Origin of the sequence: Actinomadura decatromicini (assembly GCF_008121305.1) — a bacterium.
Classification (GTDB): domain Bacteria; phylum Actinomycetota; class Actinomycetes; order Streptosporangiales; family Streptosporangiaceae; genus Spirillospora; species Spirillospora syzygii.
In genome coordinates this window covers 51,847-76,264 of record NZ_VSRQ01000006.1, presented here as the reverse complement: position 1 = coordinate 76,264, position 24,418 = coordinate 51,847, and the positions used below count along the sequence as shown (strand labels likewise).

Genomic DNA, 24,418 nt, shown 5'->3' with positions numbered 1-24,418 from the left:
GACGCTCCGGATGATCAGTGGCGGTGGATTTCGGCGAGGCCGGGCAGCAGTTCGGGGAACAGCTCGCGGAGCCAGCCGTCCTCGTAGATGGAGTCCAGATAGCGCTCGCCGAGGTCGGGCGCGATCGCCACGGCGACCGGGTCCTCGCCGGGGTACTTCGCCTCCAGCCAGCGGGACGCGCCCGACACGACGGTGCCGGTGGAGCCGCCGAACAGGAACCCGCGCGCGGACAGCGCGTGCGCGGTGCGGATCGTGTCCGGCTCGGCGACGTGGACGACGTCGTCGACGAGGGACTCGTCCACCAGGTCGGGCCTGCTGCTCGTGCCGAGGCCCGGCACCATCCGGCGCTCCGGGAGGCCGCCGAACGTGACCGACCCGACCGCGTCGACCGCCACGATCGTCACCGGGCGGCGGCGCTCGCGGAAGTACCGCGCGCAGCCCATCAGCGTGCCGGTCGTGCCCGCCCCGACGAAGAGGATCTCCAGGTCGGGGAAGGCGCGGTCGATCGCGGGGGCCGTCTCCCGGTAGTGGGCGAGCCAGTTGTTCCGGTTGGCGTACTGGTTCAGCCACACGTACCCGGGGTCGGACGCGCACAGCTCCCGGACGTACCGGACGCGGGCGCCGAGGTGGCCGCCGTTCGCGTCCGTCTCCGCCACGACGCGGACGTCCGCGCCGAGCGCCCGCATCACCCGCATCGACGCCGGGTTGCAGCGCGGGTCGGTGACGCACACGAACCGCAGCCCGCGGCTCGCCGCGATCAGGCCGAGCGCGATCCCGAGGTTGCCGGACGACGACTCGACGAGGGTCGAGCCGGGGGTGAGGACGCCGTCCGCGGCGGCGGCCTCGACCATCGCGGCGGCCGCCTTCAGCTTCACCGACCCGGCGAAGTTGAAGCCCTCGCATTTCAGGTAGAGCGGCCGGTCGATAACCTGCCTGAGATCGACGTAAAGGTCGTCGACATTGAATTCCTGCGGCGAGGTGATTATCGGCACGCTGGCATCCTGAAAGGAAGATTCAATTCCCTCAACGTCTCCCGTGCATCGTCCCACGAGTTGTCCGCGGGCTGCGCGCCGGAGCCGTGGCGGAGCTTCACCGTACCCGCGCGCATCTGCCAGCCGCAACCCCCCGACTTACCGTCTGGTAGCGAAGAATGCGAGAAGGTTCGGCAAGGCGCTGTATAAGCTATGCGGTCCGCTTGTTTCGGTGATGACAGCGGATAAGTCTCAGCTCACGGAGAGTAATGATGGACGCTCGCGGCCCCGCCGCCGACCGGCTGCTCCCGACCGCCGGACTGCCCGCCCTGGACGTGCCGCCGGAGCAGGCGGCGCGGGCCCGGGAGCTGGCCGCCCGGCACGGGATGCTCCGCGAGCACCCCGTCGACCTGGACGATCCGGTCATCGCGCGGGTGGAGCGGTTCGCCGCCGAGCGGGACCGCCCGGCCGTCACGGACGCTGGCCGGACGCTCGGCTACGCCGGGCTGGCGGCGGAGGCCCGCCGGATCGCCGCGCTGCTGGTCGGCGAGGGCGTCGAGCCGGGCGCGGTCGTCGGCGTCGGCGGCGGGCGGAGCGCGTCGGTGATCGCCGCGTTCCTCGCGACCGAGCTGGTCGGGGCGCTGTACGTGCCCGCCGACGAGAGCTGGCCGGCCGGGCGCGTCCGGGACGTGCTCGCGCGGGCGGGGGCGTCCGTCCTGGTCATGGCGGGCGCGCCGGGCCCGGCGCTGGCGGCGGGCGCCGCCGAGGCCGGGTGCAGGGTCGTCGACGCCGCGCGGGCCGACGGCCTCGCGCCCTGGACCGGCGCACCCCGTCTCGACTCCCTCGACCAGCCCCGGTACGTGCTGTTCACGTCGGGCTCGACGGGACGTCCGAAGGGCGCGGTCGTCGAGCACCGGGGCATGCTCAACCACCTCTGGGCCAAGATCGTCGACCTGGGCCTGACCGGCGGCGACGTCCTCGCGTTCACCGCCCCGCTCGGCTTCGACATCTCGATCTGGCAGATGCTCTGCCCGCTGCTGGTCGGCGGCCGGGTGGACGTCGTCGGCGACGACGTCGCGCACGACCCGGCGGCCTTCGCGCGGCGTTGCGACGCGAACGGGACCACGGTCGTGGAGCTCGTCCCGGCCATGGTCGGGCACCTGCTGGACGGCCTGCCGCCCGGCGCGCTGCCCCGGCTCCGCTGGATGATCGCGACCGGCGAGGAACTGCCCGCCGAGCTCGCCCGCCGCTGGCTGGACGCGATGCCGCACGCCCGCCTCCTCAACGCCTACGGCCCGACCGAGTGCTCCGACGACGTCACGCACCACGTCGTCGCGTCCGGCGACCTGCGGCTCACGCGGCTTCCGATCGGCACGCCGATCGTCAACGCGTGCCTGTACGTGCTCCGCGAGGAGGACGACGGGACGTGGTCCGCGTGCGACGCGGGCGAGCCGGGCGAGCTGTTCGTCGGCGGCGTGGCCGTCGGCCGCGGCTACCTCGGCGACGCCGAGCGCACCCGGCGGGCGTTCTACCGCGACCCGTTCGCCGCGTCCCCGACCGGGCGGCTCTACCGGACGGGCGACGCGGTGCGCCTGCTGCCGGGCCGGTCCCTCTCGGCGGGCGTGGGGCCCGCGGGAGACCGCCCGGTGCTCCAGTACCTCGGACGGGTCGACCGGCAGGTCAAGATCGCCGGGGTGCGGATGGAGCCGGGCGAGGTCGAGGCCGTCCTGCGGCGGCATCCGGGGGTGCGGGCGGCGGCGGTCGTGGTGCACGAGTACCCGGCCCGCTAGACGGTCACCCTGCGTAATTGCGCGAACAGAATGCGTCGCCGTTTTTTGTCGTGCGGTGCGCGTCCCGTCCCGCGAACGGCTGAGGACCGACCGATGGTTTTGTCACTTCCGTGAGCAATGCCGCGGTCCAACTTCTGCTTTTGAGGGGATTGCGGGCCCCTGGGCGGGCTGGTTGACTGTGGCTTCGCTACTCCCGAGTAGAACATGGTGAGTCCCGGGTGCGCGCGGGCCGATCGCGGTCCCGGTCGGAACTGAGGGCGAAAGGGGACGGGGAACGGCCCGATTCGCTGTGGCGGTCCGTTTTCCGGACGTCGCGGCCGGGCGTGCAGGAGACCATCTTCGACCGGGAAAGTGCCGTTTGATGTCCACCGAGTTCGTCCCTCTTTCGGCCGCGCAGCGGAGCGTCTGGTACGCGCAGCAGCTCGCCCCGGAAACGCCGATCCACATGGCGCAGTTCATCGAGATCGAGGGCCCGGTCGACCACGGGCTGCTCGACCGGGTGGCGCGGATCGCCGCGCACGAGGCGCTCGGCATGAACGCCCGGCTGGCCGAGCGGGACGGCGTCCCCGGCCAGCTCCTCGACCCGGCGGCGACCGCCACGATCCCGCTGGTCGACCTGTCCGGCGCGGCCGACCCGGACGCCGCGTCCCGCGCGTGGATGCGGGAGCGGACGGCGGCGCCGCTGCCCCTGGACGCCGACCCGCTGTACGTCACCGCCCTGCTGCGGCTGTCGCCCGTCCTGCACCGCTGGTTCATCCGCGCGCACCACGTGATCCAGGACGCCTACAGCGGCTCGCTGATCAGCCGCCGCGCCGCCGAGGTCTACACCCTGCTCGCGGGCGGCGGCGAGTACGAGCCCGCCGAGCTCGGCGACTACCGCGCGGTCCTCGCCGAGGAGGAGGCGTACCGGGCGTCGGAGCGGTTCGAGCGCGACCGCGCCTACTGGACGGAGCGGTTCGCCGACCGCCCGCTCGCCGTGTCCCTCTCCGACGGGATGGCGGAGCCGACCGCCGACTACCTGAGACTCGGCACCCTCGTCCCGCCCGAGGAGGCCGCCGCGCTCGCGACCGGCGCCCGCCGCCTGCGCACCGCGACGCCGGGCCTCGCGATCGCCGCGACCGCCGCGTACGTGGCGCGGATGGCCGGCACGGGCGACGTGATCCTCGGCCTCGCCGTCTCCGGCCGGACGACGCAGGTCGCGCTCGGCACCCCGGCGATGCTCGCGACGGTCCTGCCGCTGCGCGTCCGGGTCGGCCCGGACATGACGGTGCACGACCTCGTCCGCGCCGCGACCCGGGCGAGCGCGCGGGCGCTGCGCCACCAGCGCTACCGCCGCGACGACCTGGTGCGCGACCTGCGCCTGCTCGGCGAGCCGCGCCGCCTGTACGGGCCGGTCATCAACATCATGGCGTTCGACTACCGGCTCGACTTCGCGGGCCTGCCCGCGCGGATGCACCCCCTCACGACCGGCCCCATCGACGACCTGTCCATCAACATCTACGACAACTTCGACGGGGCCGGGATGCGGGTCGACTTCGACGCCCACCCCGACCTCTACACCGAAGGCCAGGTCGGCGCGCATCTCGACCGGTACGTCCGGTTCCTGCGGGCGCTCGGGGACGCCGACCCGTCCACGCCGCTCCGCGACGTCGACCTTCTGGACGACTCCGAGCGCGCCCTCGTCCTGGAGAAGTGGAACGACACGGCGTCGCCGGTCGACCCGGCCGCCGTCGTCCCCGAACTGGTCGAGGCGCAGGTCGCGCGCACTCCGGACGCCCCCGCCGTCACGCACGACGGTTCCACGCTCACCTATCGGGAGCTGAACGAGAGGGCCAACCGGCTCGCGCGCCACCTCGTCGGGCTCGGCGTCGGCGCCGAGGACTTCGTCGCACTCGCCCTGCCGCGCGACGCCGGGCTGGTCGTCGCCGCGCTGGCCGTGCTGAAGGCGGGCGCCGGATACCTGCCGCTCGACCTGGCGTACCCGGCCGACCGCGTCGCCTACATGATGGCGGACGCGGCTCCGGCCTGCGTCATCACCACCCGGTCCGCCGTCCTGCCCGGTGGGACGCTTCGCGTCGAACTCGACGGCCTGTCGCTGGACGGGCTGAGCGGCGCGGACGTCACCGACGCCGAGCGCGTCCGGCCGCTCCGTCCCGGCAACCCCGCGTACGTGATCTACACGTCGGGGTCGACGGGACGGCCCAAGGGCGTTGTGATCTCGCACGCGAACGTCGTCGACTTCTGCGCCCAGGCGATGGCGGACTACGGGCCCGCGCGGCTCGCCCGCGTGCTGTTCTCCACCTCGCTGAACTTCGACGTGTCGCTGTTCGAATGGCTGGCACCGCTGACGGCGGGCGGCGAGATCGAGATCGTGCGCGACCTGCTGGAGGTCGCCGAGCGCGGCGGCTGGTCCGGGACGCTGGTCAGCGGCGTCCCGTCCGCCGTGTCGGCGCTGCTCGCGCGGGGCGGGCCGCGCCTCGACGCCGGGGACGTGGCGCTCGGCGGGGAGGCGCTGCCGCCGCAGCTCGTCCGGGACGTCCGCGCGCTGCTCCCGGACGCGCGGATCTCCAACATCTACGGCCCCACCGAGGCGACGGTCTTCGTCACCGGCTGGTACGACGACGGCAACGCCGAGGGGCGCGCCCCGATCGGCCGCCCGATGGCCAACACGCGGGCCTACGTGCTGGACGGCGCGCTCAAGCCCGTCCCGGTCGGCGTGCCCGGCGAGCTGTACCTCGCGGGCGACGGCCTCGCGCGCGGCTACCTGAACCGCCCGTCGCTGAGCGCCGAACGCTTCGTGGCCTGCCCGTACGGCGGGCCGGGCGAGCGCATGTACCGGACGGGCGACCTCGTCCGCTGGAACCAGGACGGGCACATCGAGTACCTCGGCCGCCTCGACCACCAGGTCAAGGTGCGCGGCTTCCGGATCGAGCTCGGCGAGATCGAGGCAGCCCTGGCCGAGCACCCGGACGTGACGCAGAGCGTCGTCGTCGCCCGCCGCGACGCCGCCGGGGACACCGTCCTCGCCGGGTACGTCGTCGGGTCCGCCGACCCCGCGGCGCTGCGCGCGTTCGCGGCGCGGACGCTGCCCGGCCACATGGTGCCGTCCGCGATCGTCGTGCTGGACGCGATGCCGCTCACCCCGAACGGCAAGCTCGACCGGGACGCGCTTCCCGAGCCGGAGTTCACCGCGTCGTCCGCCGCCCGCGCGCCGCGCGACGCCCGCGAGGAGATCCTCTGCGGGATCGTCGCGGACGTCCTCGGCCTGGACCGGGTCGGCGTCGACGACGGCTTCTTCGACCTCGGTGGCGACTCCCTCAAGGCGACCCGCGTCGCCGCCCGCGCCCGCGCCGCGCTGGGCGTGGAGCTGCCGGTCCGCGCGCTGTTCGAGACGCCGACCGTCGCGGGGCTCGCCGGTTTCGCCGCGTCGGCGGGCGGCGCCGCGCGTCCGGCGCCGCGGGCGGGGGAGCGGCCGGCGCCGCTGCCGGTGTCGCCGGCGCAGGAGCGGCTCTGGTTCCTGAACCGGCTCGAAGGGCCCACCGCGACCTACACCATGCCCATCCCGCTGCGGCTCACCGGCGCGGTCGACGCGGACGCGATGCGTTCCGCCCTGCGGGACGTCGTCGCCCGGCACGAGTCGCTGCGGACGCTGTTCGCCGACGCCGACGGGGAGGCGTGCCAGGTCGTCCTCCCGCCGGACGAGGCCGACCCCGTGTTCACCGTCGCCGAGACCGGTGACGTGCGGGGCGCGCTGTTCGCCGACGCGACGCGCGGCTTCGACCTGGCGCGCGAACTGCCCGTCCGCGCGCACCTCTACCGGCTCGGGCCGGACGAGCACCTGCTGCTGATCGTCCTGCACCACATCGCCGGGGACGGCTGGTCGATGGCGCCGCTCGCCCGCGACGTCATCACCGCCTATCTCGCGCGCCGCGACGGGCGGGCGCCGGAGTGGGCGCCGCTGCCCGTCCAGTACGCCGACTACGCGCTCTGGCAGCGGGAACTGCTCGGCTCCGAGGACGACCCCGGCAGCCTCGCCGCCCGCCAGCTCGCCTACTGGACGCACGCCCTCGCCGGGCTGCCCGACGAGATCCGGCTGCCGTCCGACCGGCCACGCCCCGGCCGCGCGTCCTACCGGGGCGGCCAGGTCGCGTTCGACGTCCCGGCCGGGGTCGCGGACGGGCTGCGCGCCCTGGCCCGCGACCACCAGGTCAGCGTGTTCATGGTGCTCCAGGCCGCGCTGGCCGCGCTGCTGACCCGGCTCGGCGGCGGCACGGACGTGCCGATCGGGTCGCCCGTCGCGGGCCGCACCGACGCGGCGCTCGACGACCTCGTCGGCGTCTTCGTCAACACGCTGGTGCTGCGCACGGACACGTCCGGCGACCCGGCGTTCGCCGAGCTGCTCGCCCGCGTCCGGGAGGCCGACCTCGCCGCCTACGCGCACCAGGACGTGCCGTTCGAGCGGGTCGTGGAGGCGCTCAACCCGGCGCGGTCGCTCGCGCGGCATCCGTTGTTCCAGGTCATGCTGACGTTGCAGAACAACCCGGAGGCGTCCGTCGAGCTGCCGGGCCTGGACGTCGCCGTCGAACCGGTGGACGCCGGGGTCGCCAAGTTCGACCTGGAATTCCTGCTGGAGGACGCCGGTGGCGGCGGGTTTTTGGGAACGCTCGAATACGCCCTCGACCTGTTCGACCGGGAGACCGCCGACCGGCTCGCCGGGTGGTACCGGGGGACGCTTGAGGCGGTGGTCGCGTCCGGCGGGTCGGTCACCGTCGAAGGACTCGACCTGCCCGGCGTGCCTGAGATCGTGGACGGGCCGGTGGAGAAGCGGCTCGTCGCGTACGTCGTCGCCGCGCCCGGCGAGATTCTGGATCCGGAGGAACTGCGCGCCCACGTCCGGGAGAGCCTGCCCGAGGCGATGGTGCCCGCCGCCGTCGTCGTCCTGGACGCGCTGCCGCTCACCCCGAACGGGAAGGTCGACGTCAAGGCCCTGCCGAAACCGGAACTGGCGGCCGTCCCGGCCGCCGCGTACCGGGCGCCGTCCGGGGCGGCGGAGGAGGCCGTCGCCGCCGTCTTCGCGGACCTGCTCGGCGTGGACCGGGTCGGCGCCGACGACGACTTCTTCGCCCTCGGCGGCAACTCGCTGGTCGCGATGCGGGTGGTCAGCCGCGTCCGCCGGGCGCTGGACGCGGAGCTGCCGGTCCGCGCCCTGTTCGAGGCGCCGACCGTGGCGGGTCTCGCCGCGCTCGTCGGCGGCGCTCGGCCGGGGCGTCCCGCGCTGGCGCGGCGGGAGCGGCCCGGCGCGGTCCCCCTGTCGTACGCGCAGCAGCGGCTATGGTTCCTCAACCGGTTCGAAGGGCCGTCCGCCACGTACAACATGCCCGCGGCGCTGCGTATCCGAGGCGCGCTGGACGTCGCCGCCGTACGGGCCGCCGTCGGGGACGTCGTCGCCCGGCACGAGTCGCTCCGCACGATCCTGCCGGACGACGGCGGAGTCCCGAAGCAGGTCGTGCTGGACCCGGCCGCCGCACGTCTGGAACTGGAGTTGACGGAGACGACGGAGGCGGAGCTTCCGGCGCGGCTCGCCACGGCCGCCGGGTACGCGTTCGACATCTCCGCCGAGCCGCCGCTGCGCGCCCACCTGTTCCGCGTCGCGCCTGACGAACACGTCGCGCTGCTGCTCATGCACCACGTCGGCGGCGACGGCTGGTCGATGGCGCCGCTCGCCCGCGACTTCATCACCGCCTACGCGGCGCGTGCCGAGGGGCGGGCTCCGGGGTGGGCGGAGTTGCCCGTTCAGTACGCCGATTACGCGCTCTGGCAGCGTGAGCTTCTGGGGTCGGAGGACGACCCGGAGAGTGTGATCTCGCGGCAGATCGCGTATTGGCGAGGCGCTTTGGAGGGGTTGCCGGAGGAGCTTCGGCTTCCGGCGGACCGGCCGCGTCCGGCGCAGGCGTCCTACCGGGGCGGGACCGCGCGGTTCCGGCTCGGCCCGGACATCCGGACGGCCCTGAACGACCTCGCGCGCGCTACAGGCGCGAGCCCGTTCATGGTCGCCCAAGCCGCGTTCGCCGCGTTGCTTTCCCGTTTGGGCGCCGGGACGGACGTGCCGATCGGTTCCCCGATCGCCGGTCGGACGGACGAGGCGCTCGACGACCTGGTCGGCATGTTCGTGAACATGCTCGTCCTGCGCACGGACACGTCCGGGGACCCGTCGTTCCGGGAATTGGTGGGACGGGTGAAGGAGACCGATCTCGCTGCTTATGCCCACCAGGATGTTCCGTTCGAGAGGCTCGTGGAGGTTCTGAATCCGCCGCGCCATCTGGGACGGCATCCGCTCTTCCAGATCGGCCTGACGTTCCAGAACAATCCGGAAGCGCGATTGGATATGCCCGGATTCAGCGCGGAGTTGGAGCCGCTCAGCGCCGGGGTCTCGCGCTTCGATCTGCTGATGGTCCTCACCGAGCGGGAGGACGGGCTCGACGGCGAACTGGAATACGCACTCGACCTTTACGACCCGTCCACGGCCTGGCAGTTGGTCGGACGATTCGAGCGGTTCCTCTCAACCCTGCTCGCCGACCCGGACGCACCCATCGGCACCGCCGAGATCCTTTCTCCGGACGAGCGCTCGAAGGTGCTCGAAGAATGGGCCGGAGGGCGTGCGGCTCCGGTGGAGCGGACGACGATTCCGGCGTTGTTCGAGGCGCAGGTGGCGGCGCGTCCGGGCGCGTTGGCGGTGACGTTCGAGGGTGTGTCATGGACGTATGCGGAGGTGAACGCCAGGGCGAATCGTTTGGCGCGGCGGTTGGCCGCTGAGGGGGTTGGTCCGGAGCAGTTGGTGGCGTTGGCGTTGCCGCGTTCGGCTGATCTGGTGGTGGCGGTGCTTGCGGTGTTGAAGGCCGGTGCTGCCTATGTGCCGATCGATCCGGACTATCCGGCGGATCGGATCGCGCACATGCTGAAGGACGCCAAACCTGCCTTGACGCTGGGCCCGGATGACCTGGACGCGTCCGGCTACGACGATTCCAACCTTGGGGTGGAGATCTCTCCGGATAATCCGGCGTATGTGATCTACACCTCTGGGTCGACGGGGCGGCCGAAGGGCGTGGTGGTGCCGCATCAGAACGTGGTGCGGCTGCTGCGCTCCACCGAGGACTGGTTCGGGTTCGGCCCGCACGACGTGTGGACGCTGTTCCACTCGTACGCTTTCGACTTCACCGTCTGGGAACTGTGGGGATCGCTGCTTTACGGTGGTCGTCTCGTTGTCGTGCCCTATTTGACGTCTCGCTCGCCCGCCGAATTCCTTCAACTCTTGGAGGCGGAGCGGGTCACCGTCCTGAACCAGACGCCATCTGCGTTCTATCAATTGATGGCTGCGGATAAGGACGCTCCGGGGTCCGATCTGGCGCTGCGGTATGTCGTGTTCGGCGGCGAGGCGCTGGATCTTGGGCGGCTTGAGGATTGGTATTCGCGGCATCCCGAGGACGCTCCAACGCTGGTCAACATGTACGGCATCACCGAAACCACAGTGCACGTCTCCCATCTGACGTTGGATCGCGCTCATGTCGCAAGTGCATCTGGCAGCGTCATCGGTGTCGGCATTGCCGACCTGCGCGTGTACGTGCTGGATTCGCGTTTGCAGCCCGTCCCGCCCGGCGTTGTGGGTGAGCTGTTCGTGGCGGGTGCGGGGTTGGCGCGCGGGTATTTGAACCGTCCAGCCCTGTCGGCTGAGCGGTTCGTCGCCGATCCGTTCGGTGCGCCCGGCACCCGCATGTACCGCACCGGCGACCTTGGGCGCTGGCTGAACGACGGCACGCTCGAATACCTCGGACGCGCTGACCAGCAGGTCCAGGTGCGCGGCTTCCGAATCGAGCTGGGCGAGATCGAAACGGTCTTGGCCAGGCACGAGACGGTCTCCGATGTCGCCGTCATCGTCCGCGACGAGCGCCTGATCGCCTACGTGACCGGCACCGATATCGACCCGGCGGAACTGCGCCGCAGCGCCGCCAATGTCCTCCCCGATTACATGGTCCCGGCAGCCGTCGTAGAACTGGACGCCCTCCCGCTCACCGTCAACGGGAAGCTGGATCGCAACGCGCTACCCGATCCACGCAAGACCGCGAAAGTGTCGTCCCGCGCACCACGCACCACCGAAGAAGAGATCCTCGCAGCGCTGTTCGCTGAGGTTCTCGGCCTGGAACGAGTCGGCGTCGACGACGGTTTCTTCGACCTCGGCGGCGACTCCATCATCGCGATCCAACTCGTCTCCCGCGCCCGCCAATCCGGCTTGGTCATCACCCCACGTGACGTCTTCCAACACCAAACAGTCGAAGAACTCGCCGCAACAGCCAAACCCATCGGCGAAGCGAACACGATCGAACCGGAATCGCCGGGCGCCGGGATCGGGCCCGTGCCGGTCACGCCGATCGTCGCGTGGCTGCGCGACCGAACCGGCGGCGACGCCTCGCTGATCCGCGGCTTCCACCAGGCGATGCTTCTCCGCACCCCGCCCGACCTCGGCGTGGAGAAACTGACGGCGGCGCTTCAAACCGTCCTTGACCACCACGACATGCTCCGCCTCCGCCTGGACGTGGACGCGGACGACTGGCGTCCCGTCGTCCGGCCGCGCGGGTCAAGCGACGCCGCCGGCCTGGTCACCAGGGTGGACGTCGCCGGGCTCGACGCCGACAAGCTCCGCGCCGTGATCGCCGAGCAGGCCGCGAACGCCCGCGACCGGCTCGACCCGGCCGCCGGGACGACGGCACAGCTCGTCTGGTTCGACGCGGGCCGCGAGCAGGGGCGCCTCCTCGTCGTCCTGCACCACCTCGTCGTGGACGGCGTCTCGTGGCGGATCCTGCTGCCCGACCTGGTAACGGCCTGGGCCGGGGGAGACCTTGACCCCGTCTCGACCTCGTTCCGGCGCTGGGCGCAGAAGCTCACCGCCACCGCCGTGGACGCCACCGAGCTGGACGAATGGCTCGACATCGTCGAAGGCCCCGCCCCCGACCTCGGGAGTCGCCCGCTCGACCCGCGCGTGGACATCGCGGCCCGCGCCCGCTCCGTCACCCTCGAACTCCCGGCCGACGTCACGAACCCGCTGCTCACCGACGTCCCCGCCGCGTTCCACGGGCGCCTCAACGACGTCCTCCTCACCGGCCTGGCGCTCGCGGTCGCGGCGTGGCGGCGCAGGCGCGGCGGACGCGGCACCGGCGTCCTGATCGACCTGGAGGGCCACGGCCGGGACGCCGGGGTCCCGGGCGCGGACACCTCCCGGACGGTCGGCTGGTTCACCTCCATCCATCCCGTCCGGCTGGACGCGGGCAACGCGACCGGAGGCGCGGCCATCAAGAAGGTGAAGGAGCAGCTCAGAGCGGTGCCCGGCACCGGCATCGGCTACGGCCTGCTCCGCTACGGCGGCGACGGCGCGGCGGCCGCCGAACTGGCCGAGCCGTCACCTCCACAGATCGCCTTCAACTACCTCGGCCGGATCGACCCGGGCGGAGAGGGCGGCGACTGGACGCTCGCCCCCGACGAACTCCCCGCGGGCGAGGACCCGCGGATGCCGATGGCGCACGTCCTGGAGATCAACGCGGTCACCCGCGACCTTCCGGACGGTCCCGTGCTGTCCGCGACCTGGACATGGCCCGGCGGCGTCCTCGACCCGGACGACGTCCGGGAGCTGGCGGAGGGCTGGTTCACGGCGCTGCGCGGACTCGCCGCGACCGGCGCCGCCGGGACGGACGCCGGGTTCACCCCGTCCGACCTGCTCGTCGACCTGGACCAGAGCGAGATCGACGGGTTGCAGGACGCCTGGAGGCGGCGGTGAACCGGGGGGACATCGACGACATCCTCCCGCTGTCCCCGCTCCAGCAGGGGTTCTTCTTCCACGCGGTCGTCGACGCCCGGGACTCCGACGTGTACACGGCGCAGCTCGTCCTCGACCTGGACGGGCCGCTGGACGCCGCCGCGCTGCGCGCCGCCGCCGAGACGCTGCTGCGCCGCCACGCCAACCTGCGCGCCGCGTTCTGGCACGAGGACCTGTCGCGTCCCGTGCAGGTCATCCCGCGCACGGTCGAGCTGCCGTGGACGGAGGTCGACGCGGACGATGCGGAGGCGGACGCGATCGTCGAGCGAGAGCGGGCACGCGGGTTCGATCTCACCTCGCCGCCGCTGCTGCGGTTCGTGCTCGTCCGGACGGCCCCCGGGCGCCACCGGCTGATCCTCACGAACCACCACATCCTGCTGGACGGCTGGTCCACGCCGCTCCTCGCGACCGAGCTGTTCCTGCTGTACGTGCAGGGCGGCCACGACACGGGGATGCCGCGCGTCACCCCGTACAAGACCTACCTGGCATGGCTCGCGAAGCAGGACCGCGCCGCCGCCGAGGACGCCTGGCGCCGCGCCCTCCACGGCCTGGACGGGCCGAGCATCGTCGCCCCGCAGGCGGCCGGACGTCCCCCGCGCCCACCGGAGCGCACCGCCGTCGAGCTGGACGAACGCGCCACCCGCCGCCTCACCCGCGCGGCCCGCCGGCACGGCGTCACGCTGAGCACCGTCCTGCAAGGCGCGTGGGGCCTGGTCCTCGGACGGCTGCTCGGCTCGGGCGACGTCGTGTTCGGCGCGACCGTGTCCGGACGCCCGCCGGAGCTGCCCGGCGTCGAAGAGATGATCGGGCTGTTCATCAACACGCTGCCGGTCCGCGTCCGGTACCGGCTGGACGAGCCGCTCGCCGCCCTGGTGGAACGCCTCCAGGACGAGCAGACCGAACTCCTCGCCCACCACCATCTGGGCCTCACCGACATCCAGCGGATGGTGGGCCACGGCGGCGCGCTGTTCGATACGGTGACCGTTCTGGAGAACTACCCGTTCGACCCGTCCTCAATGGACGGCTCTCTCAACGGCGTCCGCATCGCCGCGACCGACTCTTACGACGCGACCCATTTCCCTTTGTCCTTCGTGGCCGTTCCTGGGGAGCGGCTGTCGCTGCGTCTGCATTACCGGCCGGACGTTTATGAGCGTCCCGTCGTGGAGGCGCTGCTCGGACGTGTCCGCCGTTTCCTGGAGGCGTTCGCCGACGATTCCGGGCGCCTGATCGGCGCCGTCGGCCTAGCGAGCGACGCCGAACGGGCCACCCTCGCCGCCTGGAACGACACTGGCAGGAGCGAGCCGTCCCGTTCGATTCCCGAGCTGTTCGAGACGCAGGCCGCCCGTACCCCGGACGACGTCGCGCTCGTCTGCGGCGACGCCCGCCTCACCTACGCCGAGCTGGACGAACGCGCCGACCGGCTCGCGCGCGAACTGACCGCGCGCGGGATCGGCCCGGAGGACCGCGTCGCGCTCGTCCTGCCGCGCACGCCGGAGATCGTCGTCGCGATCCTCGGCGTGCTGAAGGCGGGCGCGGCGTACGTGCCGATCGACCCGGAGCTTCCGGCCGAGCGCGTCCGGTTCATGCTGGACGACTGCCGGCCCGCACTGACCATCACGGAGGGCGGCTTCCCGGCCGGCGCCGGAGGGCACGCACACGACCCGTCCGGCGCCGACCGGGTTCCCCCGTCCCGCCCCATTCATCCGGGGAACGCCGCCTACGTCATTTACACGTCGGGTTCCACCGGGCGTCCGAAGGGCGTGACCATTCCGCACGGCGGCGTCCTGACCTATTTCGAGGCGCACCGGGAACGGTTCTTCGATCCCGTCGTCGAAGCCGCCGGTGGACGCCGCCTGCGCTTCGCGCACCTCGCGTCGTTCTCGTTCGACACGTCCTGGATGGGCCTGCTCTGGATGATGTACGGCCACGAGCTGCACCTCGTCGACGACGAGACCCGCCGCGACGCCGCCGCGTACACCGCGTACGTCGCGCGGGCCCGGATCGACCTGGTGAACACGACGCCGTCGCATTTCGCGTCCCTGCTCGAAGCCGGCCTCCTGGACGACGACGGGCGGCACCGTCCGGCGCAACTCCTCCTCGGCGGCGAAGCGATCCCCGACGCGCTGTGGGAGAGGCTCCGCGCCGTTCCCGGCGTCACCGCGCGCAATTTCTACGGGCCCACCGAATCCACCATCGACACCATGAGCCAGGTGGTCGCGGACCGCGACCGGCCGTCCGTCGGCGGGCCGTACCGGAACGTCCGCGCCCACGTGCTGGACGCCGCGCTCCAGCCCGTCCCGGTCGGCGTCCCCGGCGAGCTGTACCTCGCGGGCGCGCAGCTCGCCCGCGGCTACCACGACCGGCCGGGGCTCACCGCCGAGCGGTTCGTCGCCGACCCGTCCGGCGCGCCCGGCGACCGCATGTACCGCACCGGCGACCTCGCCCGCCTGCTCCAGGACGGGACGGTCGAGCACCTCGGCCGCGCCGACGACCAGGTCAAGATCCGCGGCTTCCGGGTCGAGCCCGGCGAGATCGAGCACGTCCTCGCCGGGTGCCCGGACGTCGCTCGGGCCGCCGTGGTCGTCCGCGAGGACAGTCCCGGCGACCGGCGGCTCGCCGCCTACGTCGTCGGCGGCCCCGGACTCGACGCGGCGGCGGTCCGGCGGTACGCGGCCGAGCGGCTGCCCGGCCACATGGTCCCGGCGGTCGCCGTCCTGGACGCGCTGCCGCTCACCGTCAACGGCAAGCTCGACCGGGCCGCGCTGCCCGCCCCCGGCGGCGCCGCACCGGGGGCTTCTCGTGCGGCGCGGACGCCTCGGGAGGAGATCCTCTGCGGGCTGTTCGCGGAGGTGCTGGGCGTGCCGCGGGTCGGCGTCGACGACGGGTTCTTCGCGCTCGGCGGCGACTCGCTCACCGCCACCCGCCTGGCCGCCCGCGTCCGGTCCGCGCTGGGCGTCGAGATGACCGTCCGCACGCTGTTCGAGGCGCCGACCGTCGCGGGCCTCGCGGCGCGGCTCGCGGACGCCTCCGGCGACGTGCGGCCGCCGCTGGTCCGCGCGGACCGCCGTCCCGCCGTGGTCCCGCTCTCGTACGCGCAGCGGCGGCTGTGGTTCCTCAACCGGTTCGAGCGCGCGGCGGCGACGTTCAACCTGCCGGTCGCGCTGCGGCTCACCGGCGCGCTCGACCTCGACGCGCTGCGCGACGCCCTCGGCGACGTCGCCGCCCGGCACGAGTCGCTCCGCACGATCTTCCCGGACGCGTCGGGGAGCCCGCGGCAGCTCGTCCTCGAACCGGGCGACGCGCGTCCCCGCCTCGACGTCGCCGAGATCGGCGGGGCGGAGCTGCCGATGGCGCTGGCCGCTATGGCGGGGGAGGGCTTCGACCTGTCCGTCGAACCGCCGGTCCGGGCGCGGCTGTTCGTACTCGGCGGCGGCGTCCACGTGCTGATGCTCGTCCTGCACCACATCGCGGCGGACGGCTGGTCGATGGCGCCGCTCGCCCGCGACGTGATCCGCGCCTACGCGGCGCGTTCTGAGGGACGGGAGCCGGGGTGGGCGGAGTTGCCCGTTCAGTACACCGATTACACGCTTTGGCAGCGGGAGTTGCTGGGGTCGGAGGATGACCCGGAGAGTGTGATCTCGCGCCAGATCGCGTATTGGCGGGAGGCGTTGGAGGGGTTGCCGGAGGAGCTTCGGCTTCCGGCGGACCGGCCGCGTCCGGCGGAGGCGTCCCATCGGGGGCGCACGCACGTCTTCGAGTTGGACGCCGACCTGCACGCCGGGCTGCTCGCCGTCGCCCGGCAGAGCGGCGCGACCCTGTTCATGGTCATGCAGGCCGCGTTCGCCGCGCTGCTTTCCCGGTTGGGCGCCGGGACGGACGTGCCGATCGGCTCCCCGATCGCGGGTCGGACGGACGAGGCGCTCGACGACCTGGTCGGCATGTTCGTGAACATGCTCGTCCTGCGCACGGACACCTCCGGGGACCCGTCGTTCCGGGAATTGGTGGGCCGGGTCAAGGAAACCGACCTCGCTGCTTATGCCCACCAGGACCTTCCGTTCGAGCGGCTTGTCGACGTTCTCAACCCGGCCCGGTCCATGGCACGGCATCCGCTGTTCCAGGTCGTCCTTTCGTTCCAGAACAATCCAGAAGCGCGGCTGGAACTCGACGGGCTCAGCGGAGGCGCCGAGCCACTCGGATCCGGGATCGCGAAATACGACCTTTCTCTGTATCTGGAAGAACGGCACGGCGACGACGGAACGCCGGACGGGATACAGGCGGCGCTCGAATACGCCCTCGACCTCTTCGACCCCGGCACGGCGGAATCGATCGCGGGACGGTTCGAGCGCCTCGTCCGCGAACTCGTCACCGACCCGGACGCGCCCATCGGCGCCGCCGACATCCTCGACCGCCGGGAACGCCGCACCCTCCTGCGCCAATGGGCCGGAGGGCGTGCGGGTCCGGTGGAGCGGGCGACGATTCCGGCGTTGTTCGAGGCGCAGGTGGCGGCGCGTCCGGGCGCGTTGGCGGTGACGTTCGGGGGCGTGTCATGGACGTATGCGGAGGTGAACGCCAGGGCGAATCGTTTGGCGCGGCGGTTGGCCGTTGAGGGGGTTGGTCCGGAGCAGTTGGTGGCGTTGGCGTTGCCGCGCTCGGCTGATCTGGTGGTGGCGGTGCTTGCGGTGTTGAAGGCGGGCGCCGCGTATGTGCCGATCGATCCGGACTATCCGGCGGATCGGATCGCGTACATGCGGGAGGACGCCAAGCCCGTTCTGACGCTGGGCCCGGACGATCTGGACGCGTCCGGCTACAACGATTCCAATCTTGGGGTGGAGATCTCTCCGGATAATCCGGCGTATGTGATCTACACGTCTGGGTCGACGGGGCGGCCGAAGGGCGTGGTGGTGCCGCATCAGAACGTGGTGCGGCTGCTGCGCTCCACCGAGGACTGGTTCGGGTTCGGCCCGCACGACGTGTGGACGCTGTTCCACTCGTACGCTTTCGACTTCACCGTCTGGGAATTGTGGGGATCGCTGCTGTATGGCGGTCGTCTCGTCGTCGTGCCCTATTTGACGTCTCGCTCGCCCGCAGACTTCCTTCAACTCTTGGAGGCGGAGCGGGTCACCGTCCTGAACCAGACGCCATCTGCGTTCTATCAATTGATGGTTGCGGATAAGGACGGTCCGGGGTCCGATCTGGCGCTGCGGTATGTCGTGTTCGGCGGCGAGGCGCTGGATCTTGGGCGGCTTGAGGATTGGTATTCGCGGCATCCCGAGGACGCTCCAACGCTGGTCAACATGTACGGCATCACCGAGACCACGGTGCACGTCTCCCATCTGGCGTTGGATCGCGCTCATGTCGCAAGTGCATCTGGCAGCGTCATCGGTGTCGGCATTGCCGACCTGCGCGTGTACGTGCTGGATTCGTGTTTGCAGCCCGTCCCGCCGGGCGTTGTGGGTGAGCTGTTCGTGGCGGGTGCGGGGTTGGCGCGCGGGTATTTGAATCGTCCGGCCCTGTCGGCTGAGCGGTTTGTCGCCGATCCGTTCGGTGCGCCCGGCACCCGCATGTACCGCACCGGCGACCTCGGACGTTGGCTGAACGACGGCACGCTCGAATACCTCGGACGCGCTGACCAGCAGGTTCAGGTGCGCGGCTTCCGGATCGAGCTGGGCGAAGTCCAAGCCGCACTGACCAAGCACGAATCCGTCCGGGACGCCGCCGTCATCGTCCGCGACGAGCGCCTGATCGCCTACGTGACCGGCACCGATATCGACCCGGCTGAACTGCGCCGCAGTGCCGCCAATGTCCTCCCCGATTACATGGTCCCGGCAGCCGTCGTAGAACTGGACGCCCTCCCGCTGACCGTGAACGGCAAACTGGACCGCAACGCGCTACCCGATCCCCGCAAGACCGCGAAAGTGTCGTCCCGCGCACCCCGCACCACCGAAGAAGAAATCCTCGCAACGCTGTTCGCCGAGGTCCTCGGCCTGGAACGAATCGGCGTCGACGACGGATTCTTCGACCTCGGCGGCGACTCCATCATCGCGATCCAACTCGTCTCCCGCGCCCGCCAATCCGGCTTGGTCATCACCCCACGCGACGTCTTCCAACACCAAACCGTCGAAGAACTCGCCGCAACAGCCAAACCCATCGGCGAAGCGAACACGGTCGAACCGGAACCGCCAGGCGCGGGCATAGGCAGGATCCCGGCCACGCCCATCATGCGCTGGTTCCAGAACCTGCACGGCCCGACGACGGGTTACAGCCAGCGGATACTCCTCCAAGTCCCGCCCGACCTCGGCGTGGAGAAACTGACGGCGGCGCTCCAGACCGTCCTTGACCACCACGACATGCTCCGCCTCCGCGCCACCGACGACGCCGAATTCGAGGTACTGGAACCCGGCGCGATCGACGCCTCCGCACTCGTCCGCCGCGTCGACGTGGCCGCGCTCGACACCACGGCACTCCGCGCCGTCCTCGCCGACGAGGCGGAGCGGGCCCGCCGCCGACTCGCCCCGGCCGCCGGAACAATGGCGCAGCTCGTCTGGTTCGACGCGGGCCCGCACAGCTCGGGACGCCTGCTCCTCACCGTCCACCACCTCGCCGTGGACGCCGTGACCTGGCGCGTCATCGTCCCGGACCTCGTCACGGCTTGGGCCAGGGGAGGGCTCGACCCCGTCTCGACCTCCTACCGGCGGTGGGCGCAGCGCCTCGCCGCCGCAGCCTCGGACCCGGCCAGGACGGCGGAGCTGCCGTTCTGGGAGGACGTCCTCGCCACCCCGGACCCGCTCCTCGGCGCGCGCTCTCTGAACCCGGCCGCCGACACGTTCGGAACGGCCCGCCACCTCACCCTCGATCTGCCCGCCGACATCACGGAACCGCTCCTCACCGACGTCCCGGCCGCGTTCCACGGGCGCGTCAACGACGTGCTCCTCACCGGCCTCGCCCTCGCCGTCGCCGAATGGCGCCGCGACCGCGGGATCACCGACGACACGGCCGTCCTCATCGACCTGGAAGGGCACGGCAGGGAGGAGATCGTCCCGGGCGTCGACCTGTCCCGCACGGCGGGCTGGTTCACGTCGATCTTCCCGGTGCGGCTGGACGCCGGACGGGTCGATCCCGCCGACGTCCGCGACGGCGGGCAGGCCGTCGGCACCGCGCTCAAACGGGTCAAGGAACAGCTCCGCGAGATCCCGGACAACGGCATCGGCCACGGCGTCCTCCGCCACCTCGCCCACGCCGCGTCCCTCGCCGCCGAGCACCCGCAGATCGCGTTCAACTACCTCGGCCGCGCCGCCGCGCCCGAGGCCGCCGACTGGGCGCCCGCCGACCGGGCCGACGCCGACGCGCTCGGCCCCGGCCAGGACGGAGCGCTCGCCCTCGTCCACGCGATCGAGGTCAACGCGCACACCCGCGACCTCCCGGACGGCCCCGAACTGTCCGCGACCTGGACGTGGGCGGGCGCCCTCTTCGACGACGCGGCGGTCGGCGACCTCGCCGGACGCTGGTTCGCCGCCCTCCGCGGCCTCGTCGCGCACGTCGTCGACGGCGGCGCCTCCGGCGGCCCGGTCGGCGGGTTCACGCCGTCCGACCTGCCCCTCGTGGACGTCGGCCAGGACGAGATCGACGAGCTCGCCGCCGAGCTCGACGGCGAAGGGGAGCCGGAGTGAGCGCGTCGCAGCTTGAGGACATCCTGCCGCTGTCCCCGTTGCAGCAGGGCCTGTTCTTCCACGCGCTGTACGACTCGGGCCGCGACGTCTACACCGCGCAGATCGTGTTCGACCTGCGCGGCCCCCTCGACGCGGAAGCGCTGCGCGCCGCCGCCGCGACGCTCCTGCGCCGCCACGCCAACCTGCGCGCCGGGTTCCGGCAGCGGAAGGAGGGCTCGCCGGTCCAGGTCGTCCACCGGAGGGTCGGGCTGCCGTGGCTGGACGCCGACCTCTCAGACCTCCCGCCGGACGAGCGCGAGGCCAAGGCCCGCGAAATGGCAGACGCCGAACGCGCCCGCCCGTTCGACATGGCGAAGCCGCCGCTCCTCCGCTTCCTGCTCCTCAAGCTGGCGGACGACCTGCACCGCATGGTCTTCACCAACCACCACATCCTCCTGGACGGCTGGTCCACGCCCGTCCTCCAGACCGAACTGTTCGCCTTGTACCTGGCCAAGGGCGACGACACCGGGATGCCGCGCGTTACCCCGTACAAGACCTACCTGGCGTGGCTCGCCCAACAGGACCGTGCCGCCGCCGAGGACGCCTGGCGACGCGCCCTCGACGGCGTCCACGAACCCACCCTCATCGCACCGGCCGCACCCGAGCCCGGCACTGAACCTCCCGGACGGGTCAGGACCCGCCTCACCGAAGAACTCACCTCCGCGCTCAGCGCGCGCGCCCGCTCCCATGGCGTCACCCTCAACACGGTGTTGCAGCTCGCCTGGGGCGTCCTGGTCGGCGGCCTCACCGGTTCAGCGGACGTGGTGTTCGGCGCGGCCGTGTCCGGGCGCCCACCGGAACTGCCCGGCGTGGAGCAGATGATCGGGCTGTTCATCAACACGCTGCCGGTCCGGGTGCGGATCCGTCCGGCCGACACCGTCGCCGCCGCGCTGGCCCGGCTCCAGGACGAGCAGGCCGCGCTGCTGCCGCACCACCACCTCGGCCTGTCCGACATCCAGCGCCTCACCGGCGGCGGAACGCTGTTCGACACCATGACCGTCCTGGAGAACTACCCGTTCGACCAAGAATCGGCGGGTACCGACCTCGGCGGTCTCACCCTCCATGCCGTGGACGGTTACGACGCCTCGCACTACCCGCTGACGCTCGCCGCCGTCCCCGGCCCCCGGCTCGCCCTCCGCATCGACCACCGCGCCGACCTCCACACCGAGGACGACGCGCGCCGACTGATGCGCCGCCTCGTCCGCGTCCTGGAGGCGATCGCCCACCACCCCGCCCTGCCGCTCGGCCGCATCGACACCCTGGACGACGACGAGCGCGCCCTCGTCCTCGACGCCTGGCAGGGACCGGCCGACCACCGCCGTCCCGGCACCCTCACCGGAGGCTTCGCCGAGCAGGCCGCGAAGACCCCGCACGCCACCGCCGTCCGCGCCGCCGGGGAGTCGACCACCTACGCCGAACTGGACGCGCGGGCCAACCGCATCGCGCACCGCCTCATCGGGCTCGGCGTCGGACGCGAGACCCCGGTCGCCGTCCTCCTCGAAAGATCTACCGACACGGTGGCGGTATCGCTGGCAATTCTCAAGGCGGGCGGTGCCTACGCGCCAATTCATCACGGCCACCCGCCCGACCGGATGGCATCGGCGGTCGCGGAGATCGGCGCGCCCGTCCTCGTCACCGACACGGCGATGCGCGACCGCCTGCCCGGCCTGGACACCCACATCCTGGTCGTGGACGACGATCCGGAGACCGCCGCCCAGCCAGACACGGTCCCAGACGTCCCGTGCCATCCCGAGCAGCTCGCCTGCGTGCTGTTCACGTCAGGGTCGACGGGCATGCCGAAGGGCGTCATGCTCCGGCACCGCGACACCGTCGACCTCGCCACCGACGGACGGCTCGCTGGCGGCGCGCACGACCGCGTGCTCGTCCACTCCCCGCACGCCTTCGACGCCTCCCTCTACGAGCTGTGGACGCCCCTCCTGCGCGGCGGCACCGCCGTCGTCGCGCCGCCCGGCCCCCTCGACGGCGCGGCCCTCGAAAAGATCATCGCGGCCGAGGAGCTCACCGGCCTGTTCCTCACGACCACCCTGTTCAACCTCGTCGCGGACGAGCGCCCGCACGCCTTCGCGCGGCTCCGCGAGGTGCTGACCGGCGGGGAGGCGGGCTCGCCCGCCGCGATCCGCAAGGTCCTCGCCGCGTGCCCGGACACCGAGGTCGGCAACGCCTACGGCCCCACCGAGGCCACCACGTACACGACCATCGCCGCGCAGCGGTCGAGGCTCGCCGACCCTGACGAGACGTCAGCCGTCCTCGGCCGCCCCCTCGACGGCATGCGCGTCTACGTGCTGGACGGCGCGCTCCGGCCCGTCCCGCCGGGCACGGTCGGCGAGGCGTACCTCGCGGGCGCCGGAGTCGGGCGCGGCTACCTGCGCCGCCCCGGCACGACCGGGGAGCGCTACGTCGCCGACCCGTTCGGCGCGCCCGGAACCCGCATGTACCGGACGGGCGACCTCGTCCGGTGGCGCCCGGACGGCGCCCTCGACTACGTCGACCGAGCCGACTCCCAGGTCAAGGTCCGCGGGTTCCGGATCGAACCGGACGAGGTCGAGGCCGCCGTCGCCGCGCATCCCGCCGTGGCGAACGCCGCCGTCGTCGCCCGCGACGACGCCCCCGGCGGCAAGGCCCTCGTCGCCTACGTCATCGCCCCGTCGCTGGACGGCGTCCGCGACTTCGTCAGGGAACGGCTCCCCGAGTACATGGTCCCCGCCGCGTTCGTCAGGCTCGACACGTTCCCGGTCGGCCCGAACGGGAAGCTCGACCGCCGCGCCCTGCCCGCGCCCGACTACGGCGCCGCCGCCGGACGCGACCCCCGCACCCCCGACGAGGAGCGGCTCTGCGCGATCGTCGCGGACGTCCTCGGGCTCGACCGCGTCGGCGCCGACGCCGGCTTCTTCGACATCGGCGGCGACAGCATCACCGTGCTGAGGCTCGCCGCCCGCGCGCGGCGGGAGGGCTTCGACCTCACCCCCCGGGACGTGTTCACCCGCCAGACCGTCGAGGCGCTGGCCAGGGCCGGCGAGCAGCCCGGCGGCGACCGGCCCGGGTTCGAGGTGCTGCTCCCGATCCGCACGTCCGGGACGCGGCCGCCCGTGTTCTTCGTCCACCCGGCGGGCGGGCTGGCGTGGAGCTACCTCCAGTTCCAGCGCCACCTCGGACCGGACCAGCCGGTCTACGGGCTCCAGGCCCGCGCGTTCACCCGGCCCGAGCTGCCGGGATCGGTGGAGGAGATGGCCGCCGACTACCTGGAGCAGATCCGGAGCGTCCGGCCGTCCGGCCCCTACCACCTCGCCGGATGGTCGCTCGGGGGGCTCATCGCCTACGAGATGGCCGTCCGGCTCCAGGACGCGGGCGAGCGCGTCGGCCTGCTCGCCCTCATCGACGCCTACCACGGCCAGGACCTCGGCTCCGAGCGCCGCGACGTCCTCCCCGAACTGCTGGAGTCGATCGGCATCGACGCGACCATGCTCGACCCGGACGGCCACCCCGACCTGCCGCGGATCATGGCGGTCCTCGCCGACCGCGACGACGCCCTCGCCACCCTGGGCGAGGACGACCTCGTCAACGTCTACCGCAACTACGAGAACGGCGTCCGCCACGCCGAGCGGTACCGGCCGGGACGGTACCGCGGCGACGTCGACTTCTTCACCGCGCTGCGGGGACGCGCCCCCGGCGCCCCGAGCGGGCCGTCCAACTGGGGGCCGCTCGTCGACGGCGCGGTCTCCGACCATCCGGTCGACGCCGACCACCACCTGCTCATGGAGCCCGGCCCGGCCGCCGTGCTCGGCGCCGTCCTCGCCTCCCGCCTCGACGCACTGCACCGCGACCACCCCGGCAACCGCGACCACGGAAAGGGACGCTGATGACCAACCCCTTCGAGGACCCGGACGGCACGTACCTCGTCCTCGTCAACGCCGAGGGCCAGTACTCGCTGTGGCCGTCGTTCGCCGACGTCCCCGCCGGATGGACGGTCGCCAAGGACGCCGCCCCGCGCCAGGACTGCCTCGACCACATCGAGGAGAACTGGACGGACATGCGGCCGAACAGCCTCATCGAGGCGATGGGCGGCTGAAG

At 72.4% G+C, this 24,418-nt stretch carries 6 protein-coding genes; 5 read left to right on the top strand and 1 reads right to left on the bottom strand.

From position 1 onward, the window contains the following. Positions 1 to 14 precede the first annotated feature (14 nt). Complete coding sequence (gene sbnA / locus FXF68_RS26645) at positions 15 to 992, bottom strand: 2,3-diaminopropionate biosynthesis protein SbnA (RefSeq protein ID WP_148763853.1); 978 nt, start codon at positions 990 to 992, stop codon at positions 15 to 17. Between the two features lie 251 nt (positions 993 to 1,243). Between sbnA and FXF68_RS26640 the strand changes: the two genes are divergently transcribed. The 5 genes from FXF68_RS26640 to FXF68_RS26620 all read left to right on the top strand — a co-directional run bounded on the left by FXF68_RS26640 (position 1,244) and on the right by FXF68_RS26620 (position 24,416). Beyond that, complete coding sequence (locus FXF68_RS26640; RefSeq protein ID WP_148763851.1) at positions 1,244 to 2,761, top strand: amino acid adenylation domain-containing protein; 1,518 nt, start codon at positions 1,244 to 1,246, stop codon at positions 2,759 to 2,761. Between the two features lie 361 nt (positions 2,762 to 3,122). Beyond that, on the top strand, positions 3,123 to 12,584 hold the full coding sequence (locus tag FXF68_RS26635; protein ID WP_148763849.1) for a non-ribosomal peptide synthetase: 9,462 nt from the start codon (positions 3,123 to 3,125) through the stop codon (positions 12,582 to 12,584). Then, positions 12,581 to 20,290, top strand: a complete 7,710-nt coding sequence (locus FXF68_RS26630; protein ID WP_148763847.1) for a non-ribosomal peptide synthetase — start codon at positions 12,581 to 12,583, stop codon at positions 20,288 to 20,290. Before FXF68_RS26635 ends, FXF68_RS26630 begins: the two co-directional genes overlap by 4 nt. Further along, positions 20,287 to 24,207, top strand: a complete 3,921-nt coding sequence (locus tag FXF68_RS26625) for an amino acid adenylation domain-containing protein (RefSeq protein WP_148763845.1) — start codon at positions 20,287 to 20,289, stop codon at positions 24,205 to 24,207. Before FXF68_RS26630 ends, FXF68_RS26625 begins: the two co-directional genes overlap by 4 nt. Further along, a complete protein-coding gene (locus tag FXF68_RS26620; RefSeq protein WP_148352185.1) occupies positions 24,207 to 24,416 on the top strand; it encodes an MbtH family protein in 210 nt (69 codons plus the stop codon). The genes FXF68_RS26625 and FXF68_RS26620 overlap by 1 nt, the downstream gene beginning before the upstream one ends. Positions 24,417 to 24,418 lie beyond the last annotated feature (2 nt).

Bases quoted from the DNA above. Each gene is read 5' to 3' on its own strand.
- FXF68_RS26640 (WP_148763851.1), top strand. From the start codon at position 1,244: ATGGACGCTCGCGGCCCCGCCGCCGACCGGCTGCTCCCGACCGCCGGA.
- FXF68_RS26635 (WP_148763849.1), top strand. From the start codon at position 3,123: ATGTCCACCGAGTTCGTCCCTCTTTCGGCCGCGCAGCGGAGCGTCTGG.
- FXF68_RS26620 (WP_148352185.1), top strand. From the start codon at position 24,207: ATGACCAACCCCTTCGAGGACCCGGACGGCACGTACCTCGTCCTCGTC.